This window comes from Shewanella sp. SNU WT4 (assembly GCF_006494715.1).
GTDB lineage: Bacteria > Pseudomonadota > Gammaproteobacteria > Enterobacterales > Shewanellaceae > Shewanella.
The window spans coordinates 3364746-3384398 of sequence record NZ_CP041151.1; the positions used below are offsets into that span (position 1 = coordinate 3364746).

Consider the following 19653-nt stretch of genomic DNA (forward strand, 5'->3'; position numbering starts at 1 on the left):
ATGTGACCTATTCCCAAGCAGGCATTGCACTTGGGAATAGGATATCAATTTAACACCACAGACTATCAGCTAGTTAACTAAGTGCTGACAACACAGTAGCCCCCTAGACTTCTCTTCACACCAAAGCTATCACGAAGCCATCTGAAGCCATCACTAGCAAGTTCGATACCGCGCTAAATTAAGTCGTCATCACTAAAACACCAATAATGACCAATAAAACCAATACTAAATAGGCACGAAAACAAATGGTTTTTATACTATTTGGCTTACGCTTAACTTGCCATATCAAACAGTTCCGGCGCGCGCGCCTGCATAAAGGCGAGAAACAATTTCACTTTTAATGGCTGCTGACTACGCTGATGATAGAGCATGGCAATACGCCGTTGCTCCCCTGCCCACTTAGGCAAGACTTTAACTAAAGCGCCACTGGCAAACTCATCTTTAGCAAATAACTCTGGGCCGTATAACACGCCGCCACCTGCAGCCGCCGCTTTAATGGCGCCATGTAAGTCCATCAAGGTTAAGCGCGCCGGGCCATCATAATAAAAGCGCTCGCCACTGCCATGACTTAATGACCAATTAAATAGCGGCCACACCTTAATTAATCTGTGCTGGCGCAGCTGCGCAGGATGCTCGATTAACTCATTGTGTTCTAGGTAGCGCGGCGATGCCATTAAACAATAATCGAGCACCCCAAGAGTCGTCGCAACCCAAGAGGAATCGGGCTGCGCGCCGCCAACAATGGCAATATCAACCGCCTTATCAATCAAATCCACTTCTTGATTTGACTGAGCTATGTGCAAGCGAATATCAGGGTAAAGGTCACAAAAATCATTTAAGGCATTAAGCAGCACCATAGAGATAATCGAAATCGGCGCTGCTATGCGCAAGGTGCCCTCAGGTTTATCTATGCCGCCGTCACTTAATTCATCAAACTGATTTATCACAGCTTGATAGCGCTGAAATACTGCCAAGCCCTCCTCGGTTAACCTAAATTTTCGGGTGCTGCGCATTAATAGCTGCTGATCTAAAATGGCCTCAAGCTTGGCCAATTGGCGACTCACAGTGGCTATCGGCATAGACAATTCTTTCGCCACTTGCGAGAAACTGCCAGCATTCACTAGGTGAACAAATAAATACACTAGATGTAAATCAGCACCACCGAGTTCGCGCATGACATTTAACCTTAGAGGAAAGTGGTAAAATTCTACCAGCCTACCTGAGATAAATATATGATGCTGTTAGCATTAGTCTTTTACATGCAGCCTAATTAATCACGCTTGCCATGCTAATTAAATGTAAATTATTCGGGATGGTATTTACTGTATATAAAATCAGTATATACTGTGTATCAATACAGTGTTTAGTCAGTGACAGGAATTCACTATGCTCAGCCAAATTAGCATTCACAATTTTGCCATTGTCCGTTTTTTGGAATTAGACTTCAGCGCCGGTATGACCAGTATCACTGGTGAAACAGGAGCAGGTAAGTCCATCGCTATTGATGCGCTAGGTTTATGCTTAGGTAATCGCGCCGACGCCTCAAGCGTTCGACCTGGGTGCGACAAAGCCGAGGTGAGTGCACGCTTTAGTTTAAGCGACGTTCCTGCGGCGCAGCGCTGGCTGGAAGACAACGATCTCGAACTCGACACTGAATGTATTTTACGCCGCATTATTACCACTGAAGGCCGCAGTCGTGCCTACATCAATGGCAATCCTGTTCCTTTAGCCCAGCTTAAGGCGCTTGGACAATTGCTGGTGGGTATTCATGGTCAACATGCCCATCACGCCATGCTTAAGTCCGATCAGCAACTAGCCTTGCTTGATAGCTACGCGAACCACAAGTTCTTACAAGAAGCTGTCATCAATGCTTATCAGCAAGTGCGTCAAAGTGAGGCTGAGCTAAAGCGCTTAACCTTAAGTAGCAACGAACGACTGGCGCGCCGCCAATTACTGCAATACCAAGTGCAAGAGCTGGATGAATTTAACCTGCAAGCCGGTGAATTTCAGGAAATTGAATCTGAGCATAAGCGCTTAGCTAATGGCTCGGCGTTAATTGATAATTGTCAGCATAGTTTGCAACTCATCCAAGACAGTGACGATGCCACTATTGAGCAATTGCTTAATAAGGTGATTAATTTAACCGATGAGATCAGTGAGTTTGACCCTGTGCTTGCTAATGTCTGCACTATGTTGAACGAAGCGCTAATTACCATTCAAGAAAGCGCTAATGAGCTCAATCATTTTCAATCAAAGCTTGAGCTCGACCCTGAACATTTCGCCGAATTAGAAGCACGATTAACCTTGTGTATGCAATTGGCGAGAAAGCATTTAGTCATGCCTGAGTTATTGTTTGAGCGCCACCAAGAGTTAGTGACTGAACTTGCGACTATTGATTCTGACGATCAAGCCTTAACTGAGTTAGAACAAGTATTGGCCGCTAAACGCAGCCATTATCTTGAGCAAGCAAAAAAACTAAATCAAAGCCGCACTCGCCACGCCAAAGAACTAGAAAAGCTGGTGTGCCAATCGATTCAACAATTGAATATGCCAAAAGCCAAGTTTGTGATTGAAGTTAACTTCAACGAGCAAACCATATCAACCTTAGGCTGTGACAATGTTGAGTTTCAAGTGACGACTAACCCAGGCCAACCTTTGCAAGCACTGGCAAAAGTGGCGTCTGGCGGCGAATTATCGCGGATTGGTCTAGGTATTCAGGTAATTACCGCGCGCAAAGTAGCCACTCCGACCTTGATATTTGATGAAGTGGATGTCGGGATTTCAGGCTCAACCGCTGCTGTGGTGGGTAGAATGCTGCGCCAATTAGGGCAATCGACTCAAGTATTGTGCGTCACTCACTTGCCACAAGTTGCCGGTAATGGTCATCAACATATGTTTGTTGATAAAACCAATAAAGGCGGCCAAACAGAAACTACGATGAAACCGCTCAATCAAGAGCAACGAATTTCTGAACTGGCGCGCCTACTGGGCGGTGATACCATCACAGCAAACACCTTAGCTAATGCTAAGGAATTACTGCAATAATCCCTACACTTACAACATACTGTGCACCAGCACAGTATGTTGGTCTTGCGCTTTACTGATTTGCGGCGCTTCGCCTTCTGCCAAGGCCTCTTTGTAAGCTTGATTCATACGAATCGCTAAGTAGAGATCTGAGCGCACTAAGATAGAGCCATCGCCGGTTGGAATGCCAGAAGTATCAAACCAAGACAAAAGTTGACGTTTACGCCCAGCTAATACTAAGCGGCAACCTTTATTTTTTAGCTCAAGATGCAACTGCTGCAGCATGGCCATGACGCTTAAATCTAAATGACTAAAGCAAGCGACAGCATCAACTATTACGCACTCCACTTGCTCATCTTGCTCTTTAATTCTTAATAATATCCGGCGTTTAAAATACACAGAATTAAAATAGGTCAAAGGCGAATTAAAGCGAAAAATAAGCACTGATGGAATTTTCTTAGCTTTATCGGACGTATCTATGCTGCGTAATACCCCCTTACTATCTAGCCCTAATACCTGATCGGTCGGGCGCATCACCACCATAATAAATTGAAATAATCCGAGTAATACCGCAAGGGTAATCCCAGGAATTACCCCAATAATCAGTACTGAACTTAACGTTACGACAGATAAGATAAAGGCAGTTTTATCCCTTTGTTTTAACAACCAAATGGCTTTGAGGTCGATAAGCGAAATTGAGGCAATAACTAACACCACAGACAAGGCACCAAGCGGGATAAATTGCAAAGGTGCGGTAAGAAACAAGGCAACTATGGCAATTATGATGGCTGCAATAACTGACACTAATTGGGTGCGGCCGCCATTGGCATCATTAACCGCAGTGCGGGAATCCGCGCCACTAATAGCAAAACCTTGGGATAAGGCCGAGGCAATATTGGCCACCCCAAGCGCCTTAAATTCTTGGTCGGCGTCCACTTCATAATTATTTTTGGCAGCAAAGCTTCTTGCTGTCAGCATCATACTCACGAAACTCACTAAGGCTAAGTTTAAGGCGGGTAACACTAACTCCCTTAGCATGCCGAGCTCAAAGCTTGGGGTCTGCATTTGTGGGATGCCGCCAGTTAATGGCCCGACGACTGCTACCCCGACCTTATCTAAGTTAAACAGCCATACCACAAGTGCTGCTACTGACATAGCAAACATGGCCGCAGGCCAGTCTGGGCGTAAGCGTTTGACCAAAATAAAACTTAAAAAACACAGCATACTAATACTGATGGTGGCCCAGTGAATTTGATGCAAGATATTAGGAATAGAGGCTAAGCGCTCGAGTAAATAAATATGCTTAAATTTAATGCCAAATATTTTAGAGAATTGGCCAACGATAATAGTTAAGGCCACGCCATTAAGCAGCCCAAGTAAAATTGGGCGCGATAAAAAGTCAGCAAATAATCCTAAACGCACTTTACTGGCAATCAAGCACCATATCCCTGTCATTAGTGACATGGTCATGGCCAACTGCCAGTATTTAACTGGGTCACCAGAAGCTAATGGGGCAATAACTGCGGCAATCACGGCGCATGTGGCTGCATCTGGGCCTATGATGAGCTGCCTTGATGATCCCATCAGGGCATAAACCAGCATAGGTAAAATACAGGAATACAAACCCGCCATAGGGTTAACACCGGTAAGCTGCGCATAAGCGACGGCCACAGGTAAAGCCACGGCCGCCACAGAAATTCCAGCGCGCAGATCATCTTTGAACCATTGCCTTTGATACTCACGTATCAAGGACAAACCTGGAAACCACGCCAAAATTCCTTTTGAAAACATTTCCACTCCACGGCTGAAATTTACAAATAAGCATACGCCAAATAAAAAACTTAACCTGAAACTGGCTTAACTTTTGTTAGCTATTGATAAAATCTAAGGAAGTTTAAATATGGTGAATTAGTCGCAATCAATCAAGAGGTTAATTGATATTTAATCTTTACATTGGCGATTTCGTGTAACAGGCGTAAAGCGAACTTTCATCACTAAACGCTAAGTTAATAACAAGCTCGCCATAACGACATTGAACAGGAAAAACATAAGATCAGTGCCGCTAAAAAAGCAGCGGCACATTACAGCTGATTGGCCCTGTTGCAGCCATAATCTTTACGCTGCATAGGGCCAATAGAATTGAACTTATCGGCTGCAATAACCTTTAGGCATAGAATGCTAGCAGCTTAAAAAGGATTTAATGCCACTGACTAACTTATCAACCCCAAGGCGACTGATATCTTTATGTAAAACAAAGCGCAGCGAATTGCCGCCAGAAATAATCACGCCTTGCTCACGTAAATGAGTCACTAACATCTGACTATTGAGCGCGCCATTAATGCCAGCAAACACCATATTGGTTTCCACTTTGGCCATATCGATAGTGAGCTCGTCAATAGATAGCAACTGCTCAGCTAAATACTTGGCGTTGTCGTGATCTTGAGCTAGACGGCTGACTTGAGTGGTAAGTGCAAGCTCACCTGCTGCCGCTAATATGCCAGCTTGGCGCATGCCGCCTCCTAGCACTTTACGCCAGCGCCGCGCTTTAGCGATTAGGGCTTCATCCCCCAGCAACAAGGAGCCGACAGGTGCCGCTAAGCCTTTGGATAAACACACAGAAACAGAATCAAAATACTGAGCAATGTCTGCCATATCACAATTATTGGCAACCGCAGCATTGGCAAGGCGCGCACCATCAAGATGAATTTTAAGGCGGTTATTGAAAGCTAATTGCTGCGCATCGGCCAAATACTGTTGCGGCAGTACTTGGCCACCTATGGTATTTTCTAAGCTGATTAAGCGAGTACGCGCAAAATGATGATCATCAGGTTTAATCGCGTTAATGATAGATTGCAAATCTAGGGTGCCATCGCTTAAGTTTTCTAATGGTTGCGGCTGAATACTACCGAGCACCGCAGCGCCGCCCCCTTCGTATTTATAGTTATGGGAATGCTGGCCACAAATATACTCATCGCCACGCTCACAATGCCCCATTAACGCCAATAAGTTAGCTTGGGTACCGCTTGAGGTAAATAACGCCGCATCAAAGCCCAACATCTCGGCGGCTAAGGCTTCTAGGCGATTAACGCTCGGGTCATCACCATAAACATCATCACCCACTGGAGCGTTAGCCATGGCAGCACGCATAGCTGCTGTCGGCTGAGTGACAGTGTCACTTCTAAAATCAAAAACCTCAGTTGTCATTGTTTGTCCTTATTTATAAAAATTATTATGAGACCCAAGTCAAATTAACGCCGAACAATTAACGAACTTGCATAATTATCAAGCATTGCAGCCACTCACCCACCAAATACATTCATTAGATAATCTAATCCAAAACTTTAGTTATTGTCATTTGGAAATCCACTCAAAATCAGGCAAAATTGCCGCCTTTTCCTAATAACGACAATCCCCAATGCACGAAGCACAAATTATTTCAGCACTCTGGCTGATTGGTATCTTAGCCGAAGCCATGACAGGGGCGCTGGCAGCGGGTCGCAAACAGATGGATCTCGTGGGCGTAGTCATCATAGGATGCGCAACAGCCATTGGTGGCGGCACCTTACGCGATATGCTACTTGGCAACTACCCGCTAGTATGGGTTGATAATGTCCATTATCTACTAGCTATCGCCTGCGCCTCATTACTGACGGTTATGATAGCGCCAATTATGCGCTACCTCTCCAGTTTCTTTTTAGCACTGGATGCGCTGGGACTTGCCGTATTTTCCATTGTCGGCGCTCAAAAAACCTTAATGTTAGGTTATAGCCCGTTGGTTGCTATTGTCATGGGGCTAGTCACAGGTGTATTTGGCGGTGTTATTCGCGATATTTTATGTAATCAAATGCCGCTGATTTTCAGAAAAGAATTATATGCCGTGATATCGCTACTTACCGCAGGGCTTTATGTCGGGCTTAAATTAGTGGCAGTACCCGAATGGATAAACTTAATTATCTGTATTAGTACTGGCTTTAGTGTGCGTATGCTGGCACTTAAATATCATTGGTCAATTCCAACCTTTGATTATCAAGCGGGTAATGATCAACATAATCATTAATTGCAGAGATAAATGACATAGGGTAGTAGCAACGGCTACTACCCTATCAAGCAAACGTATTAGTTAGCTAGATGGCAACTGCTTAACGTGAACATCCATTTGCGGAAACGGAATACCAATACCCGCTTCATCCAGCTTAAGCTTAATGGTTTCCATTATCGCAAAATGTGCAGGCCAATAATCACTGGTTTTTACCCAAGGACGCACCACAAAATTCACCGATGAATTAGCCAGCGCAGTTAAGCCCACGGTATAACCAGGATCAGCTAACACATAATCTGATTGTTCTAAAATCTCGCAGAGCAACTTCTTAGTCGCCGCGATATCAGCATCATAAGAAACGCCAATCACTAAATCGATACGGCGCTTATCCATCGCCGAGTAATTAGTGATAGTGCCATTCATCATGGCTGAGTTTGGCGCTATCACGACTTTATTATCTGGCGTCAGTAAACGAGTAGAGAAAATAGTAATTTCATCAACTGTGCCAGCAACACCTGCGGCTTCCACATAATCACCCACGCGGCAAGGACGGAATATTACCATCAAGACACCAGCGGCAAAATTAGCTAACGAGCCTTGTAAAGCTAAGCCTATGGCTAAACCCGCCGCACCTATCACAGCCACTAACGACGCAGTTTGTACGCCAATTTGGCCAAGCGCTGCAATCACGGTAAATGCTAGTACCACTGACCAAGCGATATTAGATACAAAGGATGATACCGTTCTATCAACTTTACGCCGCTCTAAGGTTTTGAAGGTAATTTTTTTAGCTACATTAGCCACATACTTACCAACGATAAAAATAACAATCGCCAGTAGTATCTTAACCCCGTAAGTCACCACCAAACCTGGTAGTTCTTGGGCTAGTTGACTCCAATCATCCATAGTAAATGCCTCTTTATTGGTTATAAATTGTAAACATGGTAAAGCGGGTTAAATACGCTAGTACTAATGACTAATTCTAAGAATTCGTTATTAGAAATAGCCACTAACAATAGTTACTCGTAACAATAGCTATTGGTATTAGCTGATTAAAACCTGGGTGGACTCATTGCAAATAATGACACCTACCACTCAATCGGATTTCAACGCAAAACTTACAACCATAAGACTACAATTGACACGCAAGCAATACAAGGTTGTAACCATATTGAAAAGCGTACATTCGAAATGGAAATAGTGAGAAATAGCACGAACGCTCAATAATCAATCACTAGCTGACAACGCTAATGGCCAGCAACAAAAACAGCGGCCTTAGCCGCTGTTTGATGATGCTAAAATTTACGAACCCACTTTAGGCGGGAAATTAGCGAGAATTTGAGCAACCGCTTCATTAATAAATTGAGTCCGCTGTTCTGGGGTATCTTTATCACGAATAATATTTGATAACGAACCGCGCCAAATTAACTTGCCAGACGCTTGATCAATAATATCGACAATCAAAGTACCCACGTCATATTCACGCACCTGAGTTTGAGTCGATGCGGTACCTGGCCCCCAAGGATTACCCCAACCCCAGTTTGGACCATAGTAAGAATAATAAGGGTTATAACCATAATAATTAGTAAAGGTATCAACATCGACCTTAGTATCTACCTTAGTGAGGTAGTTCACTAATAACTGAGCATTGGCTTGCGGGGTGCTAGTTAGCCCTTTTGCCGCCAGTTCATTGTTAATTGCGGTACGCACACGCTCATCCATTAAACCATCAAGATGATATTGCGAATCATCACCTGGCGATGTCACCCAAGCGTAGGTTTTAAACTGCGAAAAATTTACATCAGGATTATAGTCCCAACTGGTTTTAACACTGCTACAAGCACTGAGTGCCAGTACCATTACAGCCAAAAATAGCTTTTTCATATTCCTACCTCGAAGAAATAAACACTGTCACACTTATGATTAAGGAGCCTAAGCTCACAAGCTTAAAGCTCTAAATTTATGCGCAAAATCAGCCGATACTTTAATCAACACAGGTTAGGTTGTTACAGCATTGAGATCCAGTAGCTAAATGAAATAATTAAATTAATTATTATTGAACTGACGGATATACAACATATAGCTAACCTAAAAATTTGCCTAAAACCAACACTCCCGTTTATGGCTGGATTTTGGTAAAATCTCATGATTGAAGATGATTTAGGCTGTCACTATATGCGTATCGATCCAAATGTAACCTTAGTCTATAGCACGGATAAGGGCCGAATTGAGCCTGAAGCTGAGGTAGTCGCGCCGCCAACTGGCGATGGAATTATCAGAATTCATCGTGATACTAAAGGCAGAAAAGGCAAAGGGGTGAGCATAATTAAAGGCCTCAGCTTAGATGCCAAAGCATTAGATGCTTTAGCAAAAACGCTCAAAAAACAATGCGGCTGCGGCGGCACAGTCAAAGATTTCTGTATTGAGATCCAAACCGATAATCGCGAGCTGCTAAAAACCTTGCTAGAGAAACAACACTATACTGTCAAACTCGCAGGCGGCTAAGCCACCTAACCTCCTGATAAAGGAAATAGCATGCTAAGTCTTCAAAACCAATTATTAATCGCTATGCCTTCGCTCAAGAACAGCATTTTTGAGCGCAGCCTTATCTATATTTGCGAGCATGATAAGTCAGGTGCCATGGGGCTTATCATTAATCGCCCAGCAGGTCTTGATGTCGGCACCTTAGTTGAACAAATGGAACTCAGTGACGAAATCCCAGATTTTGCCGATTCGCCGCAAAACCAAGTGCTGATTGGTGGACCCGTCACTCCAGATAAAGGCTTTGTATTACATAGCCCGCAGCTTTATTGGACCACTAGTCAGAAGTTGACTGACGATTTAATGCTCACTACCTCTAAAGATATTTTGTCATCATTAGGTAGTGATAAGGCCCCAGAAAAATTTTTAGTGGCACTAGGTTATGCCGGCTGGGCAAAAGATCAATTAGAGCATGAGCTTGCGGAAAACTCCTGGCTTAGCGTCCCTGCCACCCCAGAATTGCTATTTAGCGCTGAATTGGAAAATCGCTGGGAGCTTGCCATGCAGTCGTTAGGCTTTAACGTCTGGCAAATGTCGAGTCAAATCGGTCACGCTTAATTATTTAATGCCAGCGAAGCAGCAAATGCTTAGCTGGTTACATCAAGAAGTAACTCATGACACAAACAGTTTTAGGCTTTGATTTTGGCACTAAGAGTATTGGCGTTGCCATTGGCCAACAAATTACAGGCACCGCAAGACCGCTATTATCCTTAAAAGCCACAGATGGCATTCCAAATTGGGAAGATATAGGCAAGCTCATTGCCGAGTGGCAACCCGATCTGGTGGTAGTCGGTCTGCCGCTCAATATGGATGGCACCGAGCAAGAAATGACGCAGCGGGCGCGAAAATTTGCTAATCGCCTCAATAGCCGCTTTGGTGTCAAGATTCATACTCAAGATGAACGCCTCACTACTGCCGATGCTAAAGCGAGATTATTTGAACTTGGCGGTTACAAGGCGCTGACCAAAGATCAAATCGATGCAGTCTCTGCCGTGCTGATTATTGAGAGCTATTTTGACAGTTGCTATTAATTTAAGCACAATCCTTTAGCTCGAAACACAATAAGCCAAGCAATGCTTGGCTTATGTGTTAGGTTTGAGTGAAACTGCAATGACTACTGTCGATTAAAAGTAAGGTTTCACTAAGTTTGCCATCATTTCAATGTGTAAATCATCATCATTCAGGCAAGGGATATAACGGAAACTCTCGCCGCCAGCATGCTCAAATATCTCACGGTTTTCACCAGCAATTTCTTCTAAAGTTTCCAAACAATCGGCACTAAACGCTGGGCAAGCCACAGCAATATCAGTAATACCTTGAGCTGGCAACGCCGCCATAGTGGCATCGGTATAAGGTTGTAACCAAGTTGCCTTGCCAAATCTTGATTGGAAAGTCGTTAAAATATCATTGGGGTCCATGGCTAAAGTTTCAGCGACCAAGCGACTGGTTTTGATGCAGAAACAGTAATAAGGATCGCCAAGTTCCAGATTACGTTTAGGCATGCCATGGTAAGACAAGACTAATTTTTGTGGCTTACCATGGGCATCAAAATCGCGTTTAAGTGACGCGCACAGTGCTTTGATAAAATCCGGATTGTCATGATAAGTATGAATAAAATGCAACGAGGGTAAATATCGCCATTGCATCATCTCCTTCGCAATAGCATCAAACACTGATGCAGTCGTTGGCGCTGCGTATTGTGGATAAAGCGGCAACACAATTATTTTATCAATGCCGCTATCACGCATCTTTTGCATCACGCTGCTAATTGAGGGATTACCATAGCGCATGGCAAGATGAACGCTGACATCCTCGCCTTCACTCTTAAGCAGACTTGCAAGTTTGGCGGTTTGGCGCAGGCTAATATCCATCAATGGCGAGCCCGCCTCAGTCCAGACTAACTGATAATTAGCCGCGGATTTTGCCGGGCGGGTGCGCAAAATAATCCCGTGTAAAATCGCTTGCCACACCAATTTTGGAATTTCAATGACTCTTGGGTCGGATAAAAACTCAGCTAAATATTCACGTACTGCTTTTGGGGTTGGTGCATCTGGCGTGCCCAAGTTCACTAACAGCACGCCGGTTTTATTTTTTGTTTGGTGCCCAAGTTCCTTGGACATGCCAGAATATTTAGCCAAAACAACCTCTTCTGAATTTTGTATTTATAGGCGGTATTAAAGCACAGAATTAATAGCTTGAGTAAGTTCTGGGCTATCAGGATTTACGCGAGAATTGAACTGGATAACAGTTTGACCATCTGCGCTCACTAAATATTTATAAAAGTTCCATTTTGGCGAGGCCGATTTATCGGCTAAGTAGCTAAACACTGAATTAGCATCACTGCCACGAACACTTGATGGCGCCACCATAGTAAAACTTACGCCATAGTTGATGTAGCAAACCTTGGCGGTTTCTTCTTCTTTATCTTCTTCTTGAAAAAAGTCATCCGATGGGAAACCTATCACCACTAAGCCTTTATCTTTATAGGCTTGGTGCACAGCTTCTAACTGCTTAAATTGTGGAGTAAAGCCGCAATTACTGGCGGTATTAACTATCAAGACTGGTTTACCTTTAGTGAGTTCACATAGATTAATCTCTTGCTCAGAATGCAGCTTTTTAACGGTGACATTTAAATAATCAGCGCACTCACTCGCTAACACGCTAGGGCTAAACAACAGTACTGTGGCACTCACCAGTAAGCTGCGACGACATGGCAAAATTGGCATGGTAGTTCCTTTAAATCACTGAGTTATTGTTCATTATTGTATTGAGCGATTTAGCTCAACTCAAAGGGCGATAGAACTAATTTACACATAAAAAAACTGCTGAACCAGCAGCAGTTTTTAGGTGGATAAACGCCGTAGCTTTAACCTAAATCTAAGGTCACTTTATCCATCAAACTCACTGTGGCACCTTCAGAATCTTTACCTTTAAGCTTTAACATCAAACGTAAATCATTAGGCGAATCGGCATGATGCAAGGCATCGGCATAACTAATATCACCGCTTTGATAAAGGTGAAATAACGCCTGGTCGAAAGTTTGCATGCCTTGTTCATTGGACTTAGCCATGGTTTCTTTGAGCAAATGTAATTCATTTTTTTGAATTAACGACGAGATTCGCGGCGTATTAATTAAGATTTCAATGGCCGCCATTCGGCCATGGCCATCCATTTTTGGCACCAGTTGCTGCGCCACAATACCACGTAAATTTAATGACAAATCAAAAAGTAACTGTTGATGCTTACTTTCAGGCACCAAATGCATAATGCGATCTAACGCTTGGTTGGCATTGTTAGCATGCAAGGTTGCCATACATAAGTGACCCGTTTCAGCGAACGCTAAGGCGAACTCCATGGTTTCTTGGGTGCGAATTTCACCAATTAAGATCACATCGGGCGCTTGGCGCAGTGAACTTTTAAGGGCCGATTCAAACGAGTCGGTATCTATGCCCACCTCGCGCTGGGTAACTATGCTAAGCCTGTGGTCATGCACAAATTCCACCGGGTCTTCAATCGTTAAGATATGACCGCGGGCATTGCCGTTACGATAGCCTACCAGTGCCGCTAGCGACGTTGACTTACCTGTGCCTGTGCCGCCCACCATAATGATTAAGCCGCGCTTACTCATCACGAGATCTTTAAGGATTGGTGGCAACTTTAAATCATCAACATCGGGAATTTTGGTCTCGATGCGGCGCATAACGCATCCAGCGGATTCTCTCTGCCAAAAAGCGCTCACACGAAAACGCCCAAGATCTTTAACCCCAAAAGCAAAGTTACACTCGCGAGAAGTGTGAAACTCTTGTTTTTGCACGTCAGACATTAAGGATTCAACAAACAGTAACGATTGCGCCGGCGTGAGCCTTTGCTCACCGAGCGGCTGCAATTCACCATCGATTTTAGCGCTTGGGGGAAAACCCGCCGTCACAAACAAGTCCGAAGCCTTGCGCTCAACCATGATTTTAAGAAATGGAAGCACATCCATGGGTGAAGCTCCTTAGAAACTCGCCTGTTTATTCGAACTCTTACTCATAGCATCTTCACGAGTAATTAAGCCGCGATTCACCAAATTCTGTAAACACTGCTCAAGCGTTTGCATGCCATGGGACATACCGGTTTGAATGGCTGAATACATTTGCGCCACTTTATCCTCACGGATTAAGTTACGAATGGCAGGAGTGCCCATCATGATTTCATGAGCTGCCACGCGGCCGCCACCGACTTTCTTAATCAAGGTTTGCGAGATAACGGCTTGTAAGGATTCAGACAACATAGTGCGCACCATGTCTTTCTCGCCGGCAGGAAACACGTCAACCACACGGTCAATGGTTTTAGCGGCTGAGGTCGTATGCAAGGTACCAAACACTAAATGACCGGTTTCTGCGGCCGTCATAGCTAAGCGGATGGTTTCAAGATCGCGCATCTCACCCACTAAAATAACATCCGGGTCTTCACGCAGGGCTGAGCGCAGCGCCGCATTAAAGCTATGAGTATGACGATGCACTTCGCGCTGGTTAATCAAGCATTGCTTGTTGGGGTGCACGAATTCAATGGGGTCTTCAATTGTTAAAATATGATCATGTCGATTTTCGTTAATATAATCGACCATAGCGGCGAGCGTGGTACTCTTACCTGAACCAGTAGGTCCGGTGACTAACACTAAGCCACGGGGAAAGCTTGAAATCTTTTTAAAAATCTCAGGGGCGCCTAACTGCTCGAGCGATAAAATGGTGCTCGGAATAGTACGGAAAACAGCGGCGGCTCCACGAGATTGATTGAAGGCATTGACCCTGAAACGGGCAAGATTCGGAACTTCAAATGAAAAGTCGATTTCTAAATGCTCTTCATAGTCTTTGCGCTGCTTGTCATTCATAATGTCGTAAACCAATGAATGCACACCTTGATGATCGAGCGCTGGCACGTTGAGCTTTCTTACATCGCCATCAACACGGATCATTGGCGGAACGCCAGAAGACAAATGCAAATCTGAGGCGTTATGCTTTACACTAAACGCCAATAATTCGGTTATTTCCATAATTCGGGATATCCCTTCAAACAAGTTAGTACATCATGACAACAATAGCAGACAGACTGGCAATCGCCCAGCAAAGGATAATTGAAGCCGCGCAGCTTTGCGGCCGTAATAGTTGTGAAATCAGTCTATTGGCTGTAAGTAAGACTAAGCCTATCGCAGATATCATAGCGGCATATGACGTTGGTCAACGTCAATTTGGCGAAAATTATGTGCAAGAAGGTGTCGATAAAGTTCAAGCCTTAAAAAGTACTTGTCCCGATATAAAATGGCATTTTATTGGCCCACTGCAATCTAACAAAAGCCGTTTAGTCGCCACCCATTTTGATTGGATGCATACCTTAAGCCGTGAAAAAATTGCCCAGCGCTTAAACGATCAACGTCCTCAAGATATGGCGCCGCTTAATGTCTGTATTCAAGTCAATATTAGTGCCGAGGATACTAAATCTGGAGTGGATATTGCTGAACTGTCTCAATTAGCCACCGCCATAGCCAATATGCCAGCGCTGCGTTTGCGCGGCTTAATGGCCATAGGCACAGCAACTGCGGATAGTGAGTTACAACGACAAGAATTTACTCAGCTTAAACAAGCCTTTGATACGCTTAAACAGAGTTTTGCTGAACTTGATACCCTGTCAATGGGAATGAGCGGTGATTTAGATAACGCCATTGCTTGTGGTAGCACTATGGTACGTATCGGCAGCGCCATTTTTGGTGAGCGCGATTATGGCGCTAACCATTAGTCTTGCGAGCTAAACGCACAAAATTGCTCTTGTTTTTGCATCAAACAGCCCAAATACTATAGCTAATGCGCGAGCCATACACTTTGGCAACTTATGTAAGGAAATTGAATGTCGGCTAGCAAAATTTGTTTTATCGGCGCGGGAAATATGACTCGCAGCATCATTAGCGGCCTGATAGCCCATGGTTATTGCCCGCAGGTCATCACGGCCACCAATCCAAGTACGCCAAAACTTGACGCATTAACTCAGGATTTTGGCGTACTCACAAGTACCGATAATCTTCAAAGTGCTGCCGATTGTAATGTGATAGTGCTATGCGTCAAACCGCAAATCATGCAGCAAGTATGCACTGAATTAGCGGCCATTGACCTATCAAGCAAGCTAGTCATTACTATTGCCGCAGGCGTATTAAGTGACAGATACCCAAGCTATTGCAAGCAGCCTTTAGCCTTAATTCGCGCTATGCCTAATACCCCAAGTCAAATTGGTTTAGGCATGACAGGCCTTTATGCCAGCGCCGGAGTCACTGCCGCGCAGCGCGACTTATGCGAACAAATGCTTAGCAGCATAGGTAAAGTATTATGGGTCGATAGCGAAGATAAGCTTAACCTCGTCATCGCCTTAGCTGGCAGTTCACCGGCTTACTTTTTCTTATTTATTGAAGCTATGGTGGATGCCGCGGTTAAACTCGGTATGAATGCCGATGAAGCGAGATTGCTCGCCCAGCAAGCCGCGCTTGGCAGCGCAGCAATGCTTGAAAACAACCCAGATATATCGCTGCAGCAATTGCGTCAAAATGTGACCTCAAAAGGTGGCACCACCCATGAAGCCATAGTCACCTTTGAGCAAGGTGGATTACGCACTTTGGTGGATGAGGCGATGAATAATGCCATCAAGCGGGCTGATGCCATGGCGGCCACCTTTTAATAATAACTACAGACTAGATCCCATTGATACAAGGTAAAATACAGTAATGAATGCAATGACTTTTTTGATAAGTACCCTGTTTGATCTCTATCTAATGGTGGTGATTTTACGTATTTGGCTGCAATTTGCTAAAGCAGACTTCTATAACCCATTTAGCCAGTTTGTAGTAAAAGCAACTCACCCGATTGTTTCGCCTATGCGCCGAGTATTACCTTCCATTGGCGCGTTAGATACCGCTTCCTTAGTGCTAGCCATTGCTGTGGTTATGGTCAAAGTTGTGCTTTTAAGCCTGATTGCGGGCGGCGCAATTAATGTACTAACCATCTTTATCTACGCTTTAGTGTCTGTGGTTAAACAAGCAGGCGTTTTATTATTCTGGATGCTGTTACTGCGCGCCATTTTAAGCTGGTTCCAACAAGGCTATAACCCAATTATTCAAGTGTTTAGCCAATTAACCGATCCGATTTTAAGCCCAATTCGCCGCGTTATCCCACCGATTGGCGGCTTAGACTTATCTGTGATGGTGCTGATTATTGGCCTTAACTTCCTTAATATCTTGTTAGCCCAATACATACCATTTTGGGCTGTGGTGTAAGTCAGTGTCAGCAGCAATTCATTGGCAGCAGCAGGACTTATTGATTCGGGTATATATTCAGCCGAAAGCCAGTAGAGATGCTTGGGTGGGGATGCATGGTGATGAAATTAAAATCGCCATCACAGCCCCACCGATTGATGGTAAAGCCAATGCGCATCTGACTAAGTATTTAGCTAAGTTATTTAAAGTCGCCAAAGGCGAAGTGGATATTATTAAAGGGCAATTAGGCCGCCATAAACAAGTGCTTATACATCATCCTAAAAATATTCCCGCGCAAGTGGCAGAACTTTTACCAACAAGTTAACACTTATCGAAAATTTGTAGCCTCATACCCGTGAGGCTCTTATAATTAATACCATCTCAATTCGGTGACTATGCTCACCCGCCACTAGGTTGTCATCATGTCGCATCTAGTCTCACGTTTTGCCGCGCTGCTGTTACTACTTGGATTAACCATTACCCCAGCCCACGCCACTGAGCAAAAGGTTGGAGATTTTCAAATTCATTATTCGGCGTTTAGCAGTACGTTTTTAACCCCAGCCATCGCCAAGGCCAATAATATTCAGCGCAGTCGCTATATCGGGGTGCTCAATATTTCGGTGCTAGATACCAGCAAAGCGGGCTCTCCCGCCGTACCGGTTGAAATTACAGGCATTGCTAATAACTTACTTGATGCCCGCATGACGCTTAAATTTCAAGAAATTAAAGAAGGCGATGCCATCTATTATCTAGCCGAAGTGCCTTATCGCGATAATCAAGAAATCAACTTTCAGATAGCGATTAAGTACGGCAAACAACTCAATACTGTCGTTAAATTCAAGCAACAATTCTATACCGACTAAGCTCAACACCTTGAGCTGTGCAGTCACCTTGCTTGGGCTCACTGGGATGCGTATCATGTCGCCCCATTAGCCCAGCCAAGGAACTCTCATGAAACACATAGTATTAGCCAGTGGCAACAAAGGTAAATTAGCCGAATTCGAGCAAATGCTCGCCCCATTTGGCGTCAATATGTTGCCGCAAAGCCAATTTGAAGTAACTGAAGTCGCTGAAACTGGCACCACCTTTGTGGAAAATGCCATTATTAAGGCCCGTCACGCGGCGCAAATCACAGGTCATGCTGCCATTGCCGATGACTCTGGTCTTGAGGTTGATGTGCTTGATGGCGCGCCTGGCATTTATTCAGCGCGCTTTGCTGGTGAAAACGCCACGGATGCAGACAATGTCACTAAGCTATTAGCAACCTTAGAAAACCACAGCCAGCCTAGCGCTTGTTTTCAGTGTGTTTTAGTCTATATGCGTCACCATAAAGACCCAACCCCGATTATTTGCCAAGCTAGCTGGGAAGGCGTGATTAGTAATCAGCGCTTAGGTGATAACGGCCATGGTTATGACCCAGTATTTATTCCAGCAGAAACTGCAGGCCAAAGCGCGGCGCAAATCAGTAGTGACGATAAAAATCGCTTAAGCCATCGCGGTAAAGCATTACAAATGCTGATTGCGGCCATGCAAGAGAAAGGTGTCCTTTAATGCTAGCCTTGCCACCCCTGAGCCTTTATATCCATATTCCTTGGTGCGTGCAAAAATGCCCCTATTGCGATTTTAACTCCCATGGTCAACATGGTGAGTTACCGCAACAAGAATATGTCGATGCCTTGCTTAACGATCTGGACGCCGACTTAGCTTATGCCCAAGGACGCGCACTTAGCAGCATCTTTATTGGTGGTGGCACGCCATCGTTATTTAGTGCCGAGCAAATTGCTAGGTTACTGACAGGTGTTGAAGCGCGCATTGCGTTTGCGCCTGATATTGAAATCACTATGGAAGCCAATCCCGGCACCTTAGAGCATGACGATCTCAAAGCCTATCGCGCCGCCGGTATTACTCGCTTATCCATGGGTGTTCAAAGCTTTGATAGCCAAAAGCTTAAAGCTCTTGGTCGAATTCATGGTAAAGATGAAGCGATTAATGCGGCCATTTCAGCGCGCGGCGCAGGCTTTAATAGCTTTAATCTTGACTTGATGCATGGCTTGCCCGAGCAAAGCTTGCAGCAAGCCATGGATGATATTACTCAAGCAGGCGCATTAATGCCGCCGCACTTATCTTGGTATCAATTAACCATTGAACCTAGCACCTTGTTTTACTCTAAACCGCCAACTTTGCCCGATGATGAAGCCTTATGGCAAATCTATGAGCAAGGCAATAAGTTATTAACTGAATTAGGTTATGTGCAGTATGAAATCTCGGCCTATGCCAAGCCTGGTTATCAATGTCAACATAACCTAAATTATTGGCAATTTGGTGACTACCTAGGTATAGGTTGCGGCAGTCATGGCAAAATTACTGTGCCCAGTGATAATCGCATTTTTAGAACGGTCAAGATTAAGCATCCCAAAGGATACTTAGCTGCTCTTGATGTTCGCTATGAAGTCACAGATGTGCTTGAAGAAGATAGACCGCTTGAGTATTTAATGAATCGCTTGCGACTATTAAGCCCTATGCCTAAGCGTGAATTTGAAGAGCGCACCGGCCTTAGCAGCGACTTACTGATACCTGGCATGACTAAAGGCGCGCAGCGCGGCTTAATCACAGATTTAGGTGATGCGTGGCAACTGACCGAGCGCGGCCAGATGTTTGTTAACGACTTACTCTCCCAATTTTGTGATTAAGGCTCAGTGATCAAGAGTTCGGTGTTTACTTAATCTTTAATCAAGAGTCCCGTAACTAACAGTATTGATTAACCCCTTAGTGA

21 protein-coding genes are annotated in these 19653 nt (G+C 44.4%); 12 read left to right on the forward strand and 9 right to left on the reverse strand.

Annotated features, from left to right (window positions below):
* Positions 1–272: 272 nt before the first annotated feature.
* Positions 273–1175, reverse strand: a complete 903-nt coding sequence (locus FJQ87_RS15165; RefSeq protein WP_140933326.1) for a LysR family transcriptional regulator — start codon at positions 1173–1175, stop codon at positions 273–275.
* A 211-nt stretch (positions 1176–1386) separates the two neighbouring features.
* On the opposite strand from FJQ87_RS15165, the gene recN reads away from it, so the two are divergent.
* Positions 1387–3045 carry a DNA repair protein RecN gene (gene recN / locus FJQ87_RS15170; protein ID WP_140933327.1) on the forward strand — a complete coding sequence of 553 codons (1659 nt, stop codon included), beginning with the start codon at positions 1387–1389 and terminating at the stop codon, positions 3043–3045.
* 9 nt (positions 3046–3054) lie between these two features.
* Here recN and FJQ87_RS15175 read toward each other — a convergent pair whose 3' ends face one another.
* Together FJQ87_RS15175 and ltaE are read right to left on the reverse strand one after the other, a co-directional pair.
* Positions 3055–4815 (reverse strand): SulP family inorganic anion transporter, encoded by a 1761-nt coding sequence (locus FJQ87_RS15175; RefSeq protein WP_140933328.1) that lies wholly within the window; start codon positions 4813–4815, stop codon positions 3055–3057.
* 387 nt (positions 4816–5202) lie between these two features.
* Positions 5203–6228 carry a low-specificity L-threonine aldolase gene (gene ltaE / locus FJQ87_RS15180; protein ID WP_140933329.1) on the reverse strand — a complete coding sequence of 342 codons (1026 nt, stop codon included), beginning with the start codon at positions 6226–6228 and terminating at the stop codon, positions 5203–5205.
* Between the two features lie 211 nt (positions 6229–6439).
* On the opposite strand from ltaE, the gene FJQ87_RS15185 reads away from it, so the two are divergent.
* Positions 6440–7081: a trimeric intracellular cation channel family protein gene (locus tag FJQ87_RS15185; protein ID WP_140933330.1), complete on the forward strand. Its 642-nt coding sequence runs from the start codon at positions 6440–6442 to the stop codon at positions 7079–7081.
* Between the two features lie 63 nt (positions 7082–7144).
* Here FJQ87_RS15185 and FJQ87_RS15190 read toward each other — a convergent pair whose 3' ends face one another.
* Entirely contained in the window at positions 7145–7969 is an 825-nt protein-coding gene (locus FJQ87_RS15190; RefSeq protein WP_140933331.1) for a mechanosensitive ion channel domain-containing protein, read from the reverse strand.
* A 396-nt stretch (positions 7970–8365) separates the two neighbouring features.
* Complete coding sequence (locus FJQ87_RS15195) at positions 8366–8947, reverse strand: DUF4136 domain-containing protein (protein WP_140933332.1); 582 nt, start codon at positions 8945–8947, stop codon at positions 8366–8368.
* 291 nt (positions 8948–9238) lie between these two features.
* Here FJQ87_RS15195 and yciH point away from each other — a divergent pair, with 291 nt between their 5' ends.
* From yciH to ruvX, 3 genes are read left to right on the forward strand one after another with little or no spacing between them, the layout of a single operon-like run.
* A complete protein-coding gene (gene yciH / locus FJQ87_RS15200; protein ID WP_140934151.1) occupies positions 9239–9568 on the forward strand; it encodes a stress response translation initiation inhibitor YciH in 330 nt (109 codons plus the stop codon).
* Between the two features lie 30 nt (positions 9569–9598).
* Positions 9599–10162 (forward strand): YqgE/AlgH family protein, encoded by a 564-nt coding sequence (locus FJQ87_RS15205; RefSeq protein WP_140933333.1) that lies wholly within the window; start codon positions 9599–9601, stop codon positions 10160–10162.
* Positions 10163–10218: 56 nt separating this feature from the next.
* Complete coding sequence (ruvX, locus tag FJQ87_RS15210; protein ID WP_140933334.1) at positions 10219–10635, forward strand: Holliday junction resolvase RuvX; 417 nt, start codon at positions 10219–10221, stop codon at positions 10633–10635.
* Between the two features lie 93 nt (positions 10636–10728).
* Here the strand turns inward: ruvX and hemH are convergent, their stop codons facing one another.
* From hemH to FJQ87_RS15230, 4 genes are all read right to left on the reverse strand, one after another.
* Positions 10729–11742: a ferrochelatase gene (gene hemH / locus FJQ87_RS15215; RefSeq protein WP_168195206.1), complete on the reverse strand. Its 1014-nt coding sequence runs from the start codon at positions 11740–11742 to the stop codon at positions 10729–10731.
* A 36-nt stretch (positions 11743–11778) separates the two neighbouring features.
* Positions 11779–12330 carry a glutathione peroxidase gene (locus FJQ87_RS15220; RefSeq protein ID WP_140933335.1) on the reverse strand — a complete coding sequence of 184 codons (552 nt, stop codon included), beginning with the start codon at positions 12328–12330 and terminating at the stop codon, positions 11779–11781.
* Positions 12331–12470: 140 nt separating this feature from the next.
* Positions 12471–13589, reverse strand: coding sequence for a PilT/PilU family type 4a pilus ATPase (locus tag FJQ87_RS15225; protein WP_140933336.1), 1119 nt, complete (start codon positions 13587–13589; stop codon positions 12471–12473).
* A 12-nt stretch (positions 13590–13601) separates the two neighbouring features.
* Positions 13602–14639, reverse strand: a complete 1038-nt coding sequence (locus FJQ87_RS15230; RefSeq protein ID WP_140933337.1) for a type IV pilus twitching motility protein PilT — start codon at positions 14637–14639, stop codon at positions 13602–13604.
* A gap of 35 nt (positions 14640–14674) precedes the next feature.
* Between FJQ87_RS15230 and FJQ87_RS15235 the strand changes: the two genes are divergently transcribed.
* The 7 genes from FJQ87_RS15235 (at position 14675) to hemW (ending at position 19570) form a co-directional block, all read left to right on the forward strand.
* The gene (locus FJQ87_RS15235) at positions 14675–15379 is read left to right on the forward strand and encodes a YggS family pyridoxal phosphate-dependent enzyme (RefSeq protein WP_140933338.1); all 705 of its coding nucleotides are present in this window, start codon (positions 14675–14677) and stop codon (positions 15377–15379) included.
* A gap of 108 nt (positions 15380–15487) precedes the next feature.
* Entirely contained in the window at positions 15488–16306 is an 819-nt protein-coding gene (gene proC / locus FJQ87_RS15240) for a pyrroline-5-carboxylate reductase (protein WP_140933339.1), read from the forward strand.
* A gap of 46 nt (positions 16307–16352) precedes the next feature.
* Positions 16353–16901 (forward strand): YggT family protein, encoded by a 549-nt coding sequence (locus tag FJQ87_RS15245; RefSeq protein WP_140933340.1) that lies wholly within the window; start codon positions 16353–16355, stop codon positions 16899–16901.
* A gap of 4 nt (positions 16902–16905) precedes the next feature.
* Entirely contained in the window at positions 16906–17205 is a 300-nt protein-coding gene (yggU, locus tag FJQ87_RS15250; RefSeq protein WP_140933341.1) for a DUF167 family protein YggU, read from the forward strand.
* A 97-nt stretch (positions 17206–17302) separates the two neighbouring features.
* The gene (locus FJQ87_RS15255) at positions 17303–17743 is read left to right on the forward strand and encodes a DUF4426 domain-containing protein (protein ID WP_140933342.1); all 441 of its coding nucleotides are present in this window, start codon (positions 17303–17305) and stop codon (positions 17741–17743) included.
* 88 nt (positions 17744–17831) lie between these two features.
* Entirely contained in the window at positions 17832–18431 is a 600-nt protein-coding gene (gene rdgB, locus FJQ87_RS15260; RefSeq protein ID WP_140933343.1) for an RdgB/HAM1 family non-canonical purine NTP pyrophosphatase, read from the forward strand.
* The gene (gene hemW, locus FJQ87_RS15265; protein WP_140933344.1) at positions 18431–19570 is read left to right on the forward strand and encodes a radical SAM family heme chaperone HemW; all 1140 of its coding nucleotides are present in this window, start codon (positions 18431–18433) and stop codon (positions 19568–19570) included. The genes rdgB and hemW overlap by 1 nt, the downstream gene beginning before the upstream one ends.
* The last annotated feature ends 83 nt before the right edge of the window (positions 19571–19653 follow it).

Bases quoted from the DNA above. Each gene is read 5' to 3' on its own strand.
- proC (WP_140933339.1), top strand. From the start codon at position 15,488: ATGTCGGCTAGCAAAATTTGTTTTATCGGCGCGGGAAATATGACTCGC.
- FJQ87_RS15225 (WP_140933336.1), bottom strand. From the start codon at position 13,589: ATGGATGTGCTTCCATTTCTTAAAATCATGGTTGAGCGCAAGGCTTCG.
- ltaE (WP_140933329.1), bottom strand. From the start codon at position 6,228: ATGACAACTGAGGTTTTTGATTTTAGAAGTGACACTGTCACTCAGCCG.
- FJQ87_RS15230 (WP_140933337.1), bottom strand. From the start codon at position 14,639: ATGGAAATAACCGAATTATTGGCGTTTAGTGTAAAGCATAACGCCTCA.
- FJQ87_RS15205 (WP_140933333.1), top strand. From the start codon at position 9,599: ATGCTAAGTCTTCAAAACCAATTATTAATCGCTATGCCTTCGCTCAAG.
- FJQ87_RS15195 (WP_140933332.1), bottom strand. From the start codon at position 8,947: ATGAAAAAGCTATTTTTGGCTGTAATGGTACTGGCACTCAGTGCTTGT.
- FJQ87_RS15255 (WP_140933342.1), top strand. From the start codon at position 17,303: ATGTCGCATCTAGTCTCACGTTTTGCCGCGCTGCTGTTACTACTTGGA.
- FJQ87_RS15175 (WP_140933328.1), bottom strand. From the start codon at position 4,815: ATGTTTTCAAAAGGAATTTTGGCGTGGTTTCCAGGTTTGTCCTTGATA.
- yciH (WP_140934151.1), top strand. From the start codon at position 9,239: ATGCGTATCGATCCAAATGTAACCTTAGTCTATAGCACGGATAAGGGC.
- FJQ87_RS15245 (WP_140933340.1), top strand. From the start codon at position 16,353: ATGAATGCAATGACTTTTTTGATAAGTACCCTGTTTGATCTCTATCTA.
- recN (WP_140933327.1), top strand. From the start codon at position 1,387: ATGCTCAGCCAAATTAGCATTCACAATTTTGCCATTGTCCGTTTTTTG.
- FJQ87_RS15185 (WP_140933330.1), top strand. From the start codon at position 6,440: ATGCACGAAGCACAAATTATTTCAGCACTCTGGCTGATTGGTATCTTA.
- FJQ87_RS15235 (WP_140933338.1), top strand. From the start codon at position 14,675: ATGACAACAATAGCAGACAGACTGGCAATCGCCCAGCAAAGGATAATT.
- hemW (WP_140933344.1), top strand. From the start codon at position 18,431: ATGCTAGCCTTGCCACCCCTGAGCCTTTATATCCATATTCCTTGGTGC.
- FJQ87_RS15220 (WP_140933335.1), bottom strand. From the start codon at position 12,330: ATGCCAATTTTGCCATGTCGTCGCAGCTTACTGGTGAGTGCCACAGTA.
- rdgB (WP_140933343.1), top strand. From the start codon at position 17,832: ATGAAACACATAGTATTAGCCAGTGGCAACAAAGGTAAATTAGCCGAA.
- FJQ87_RS15165 (WP_140933326.1), bottom strand. From the start codon at position 1,175: ATGCGCGAACTCGGTGGTGCTGATTTACATCTAGTGTATTTATTTGTT.
- ruvX (WP_140933334.1), top strand. From the start codon at position 10,219: ATGACACAAACAGTTTTAGGCTTTGATTTTGGCACTAAGAGTATTGGC.
- FJQ87_RS15190 (WP_140933331.1), bottom strand. From the start codon at position 7,969: ATGGATGATTGGAGTCAACTAGCCCAAGAACTACCAGGTTTGGTGGTG.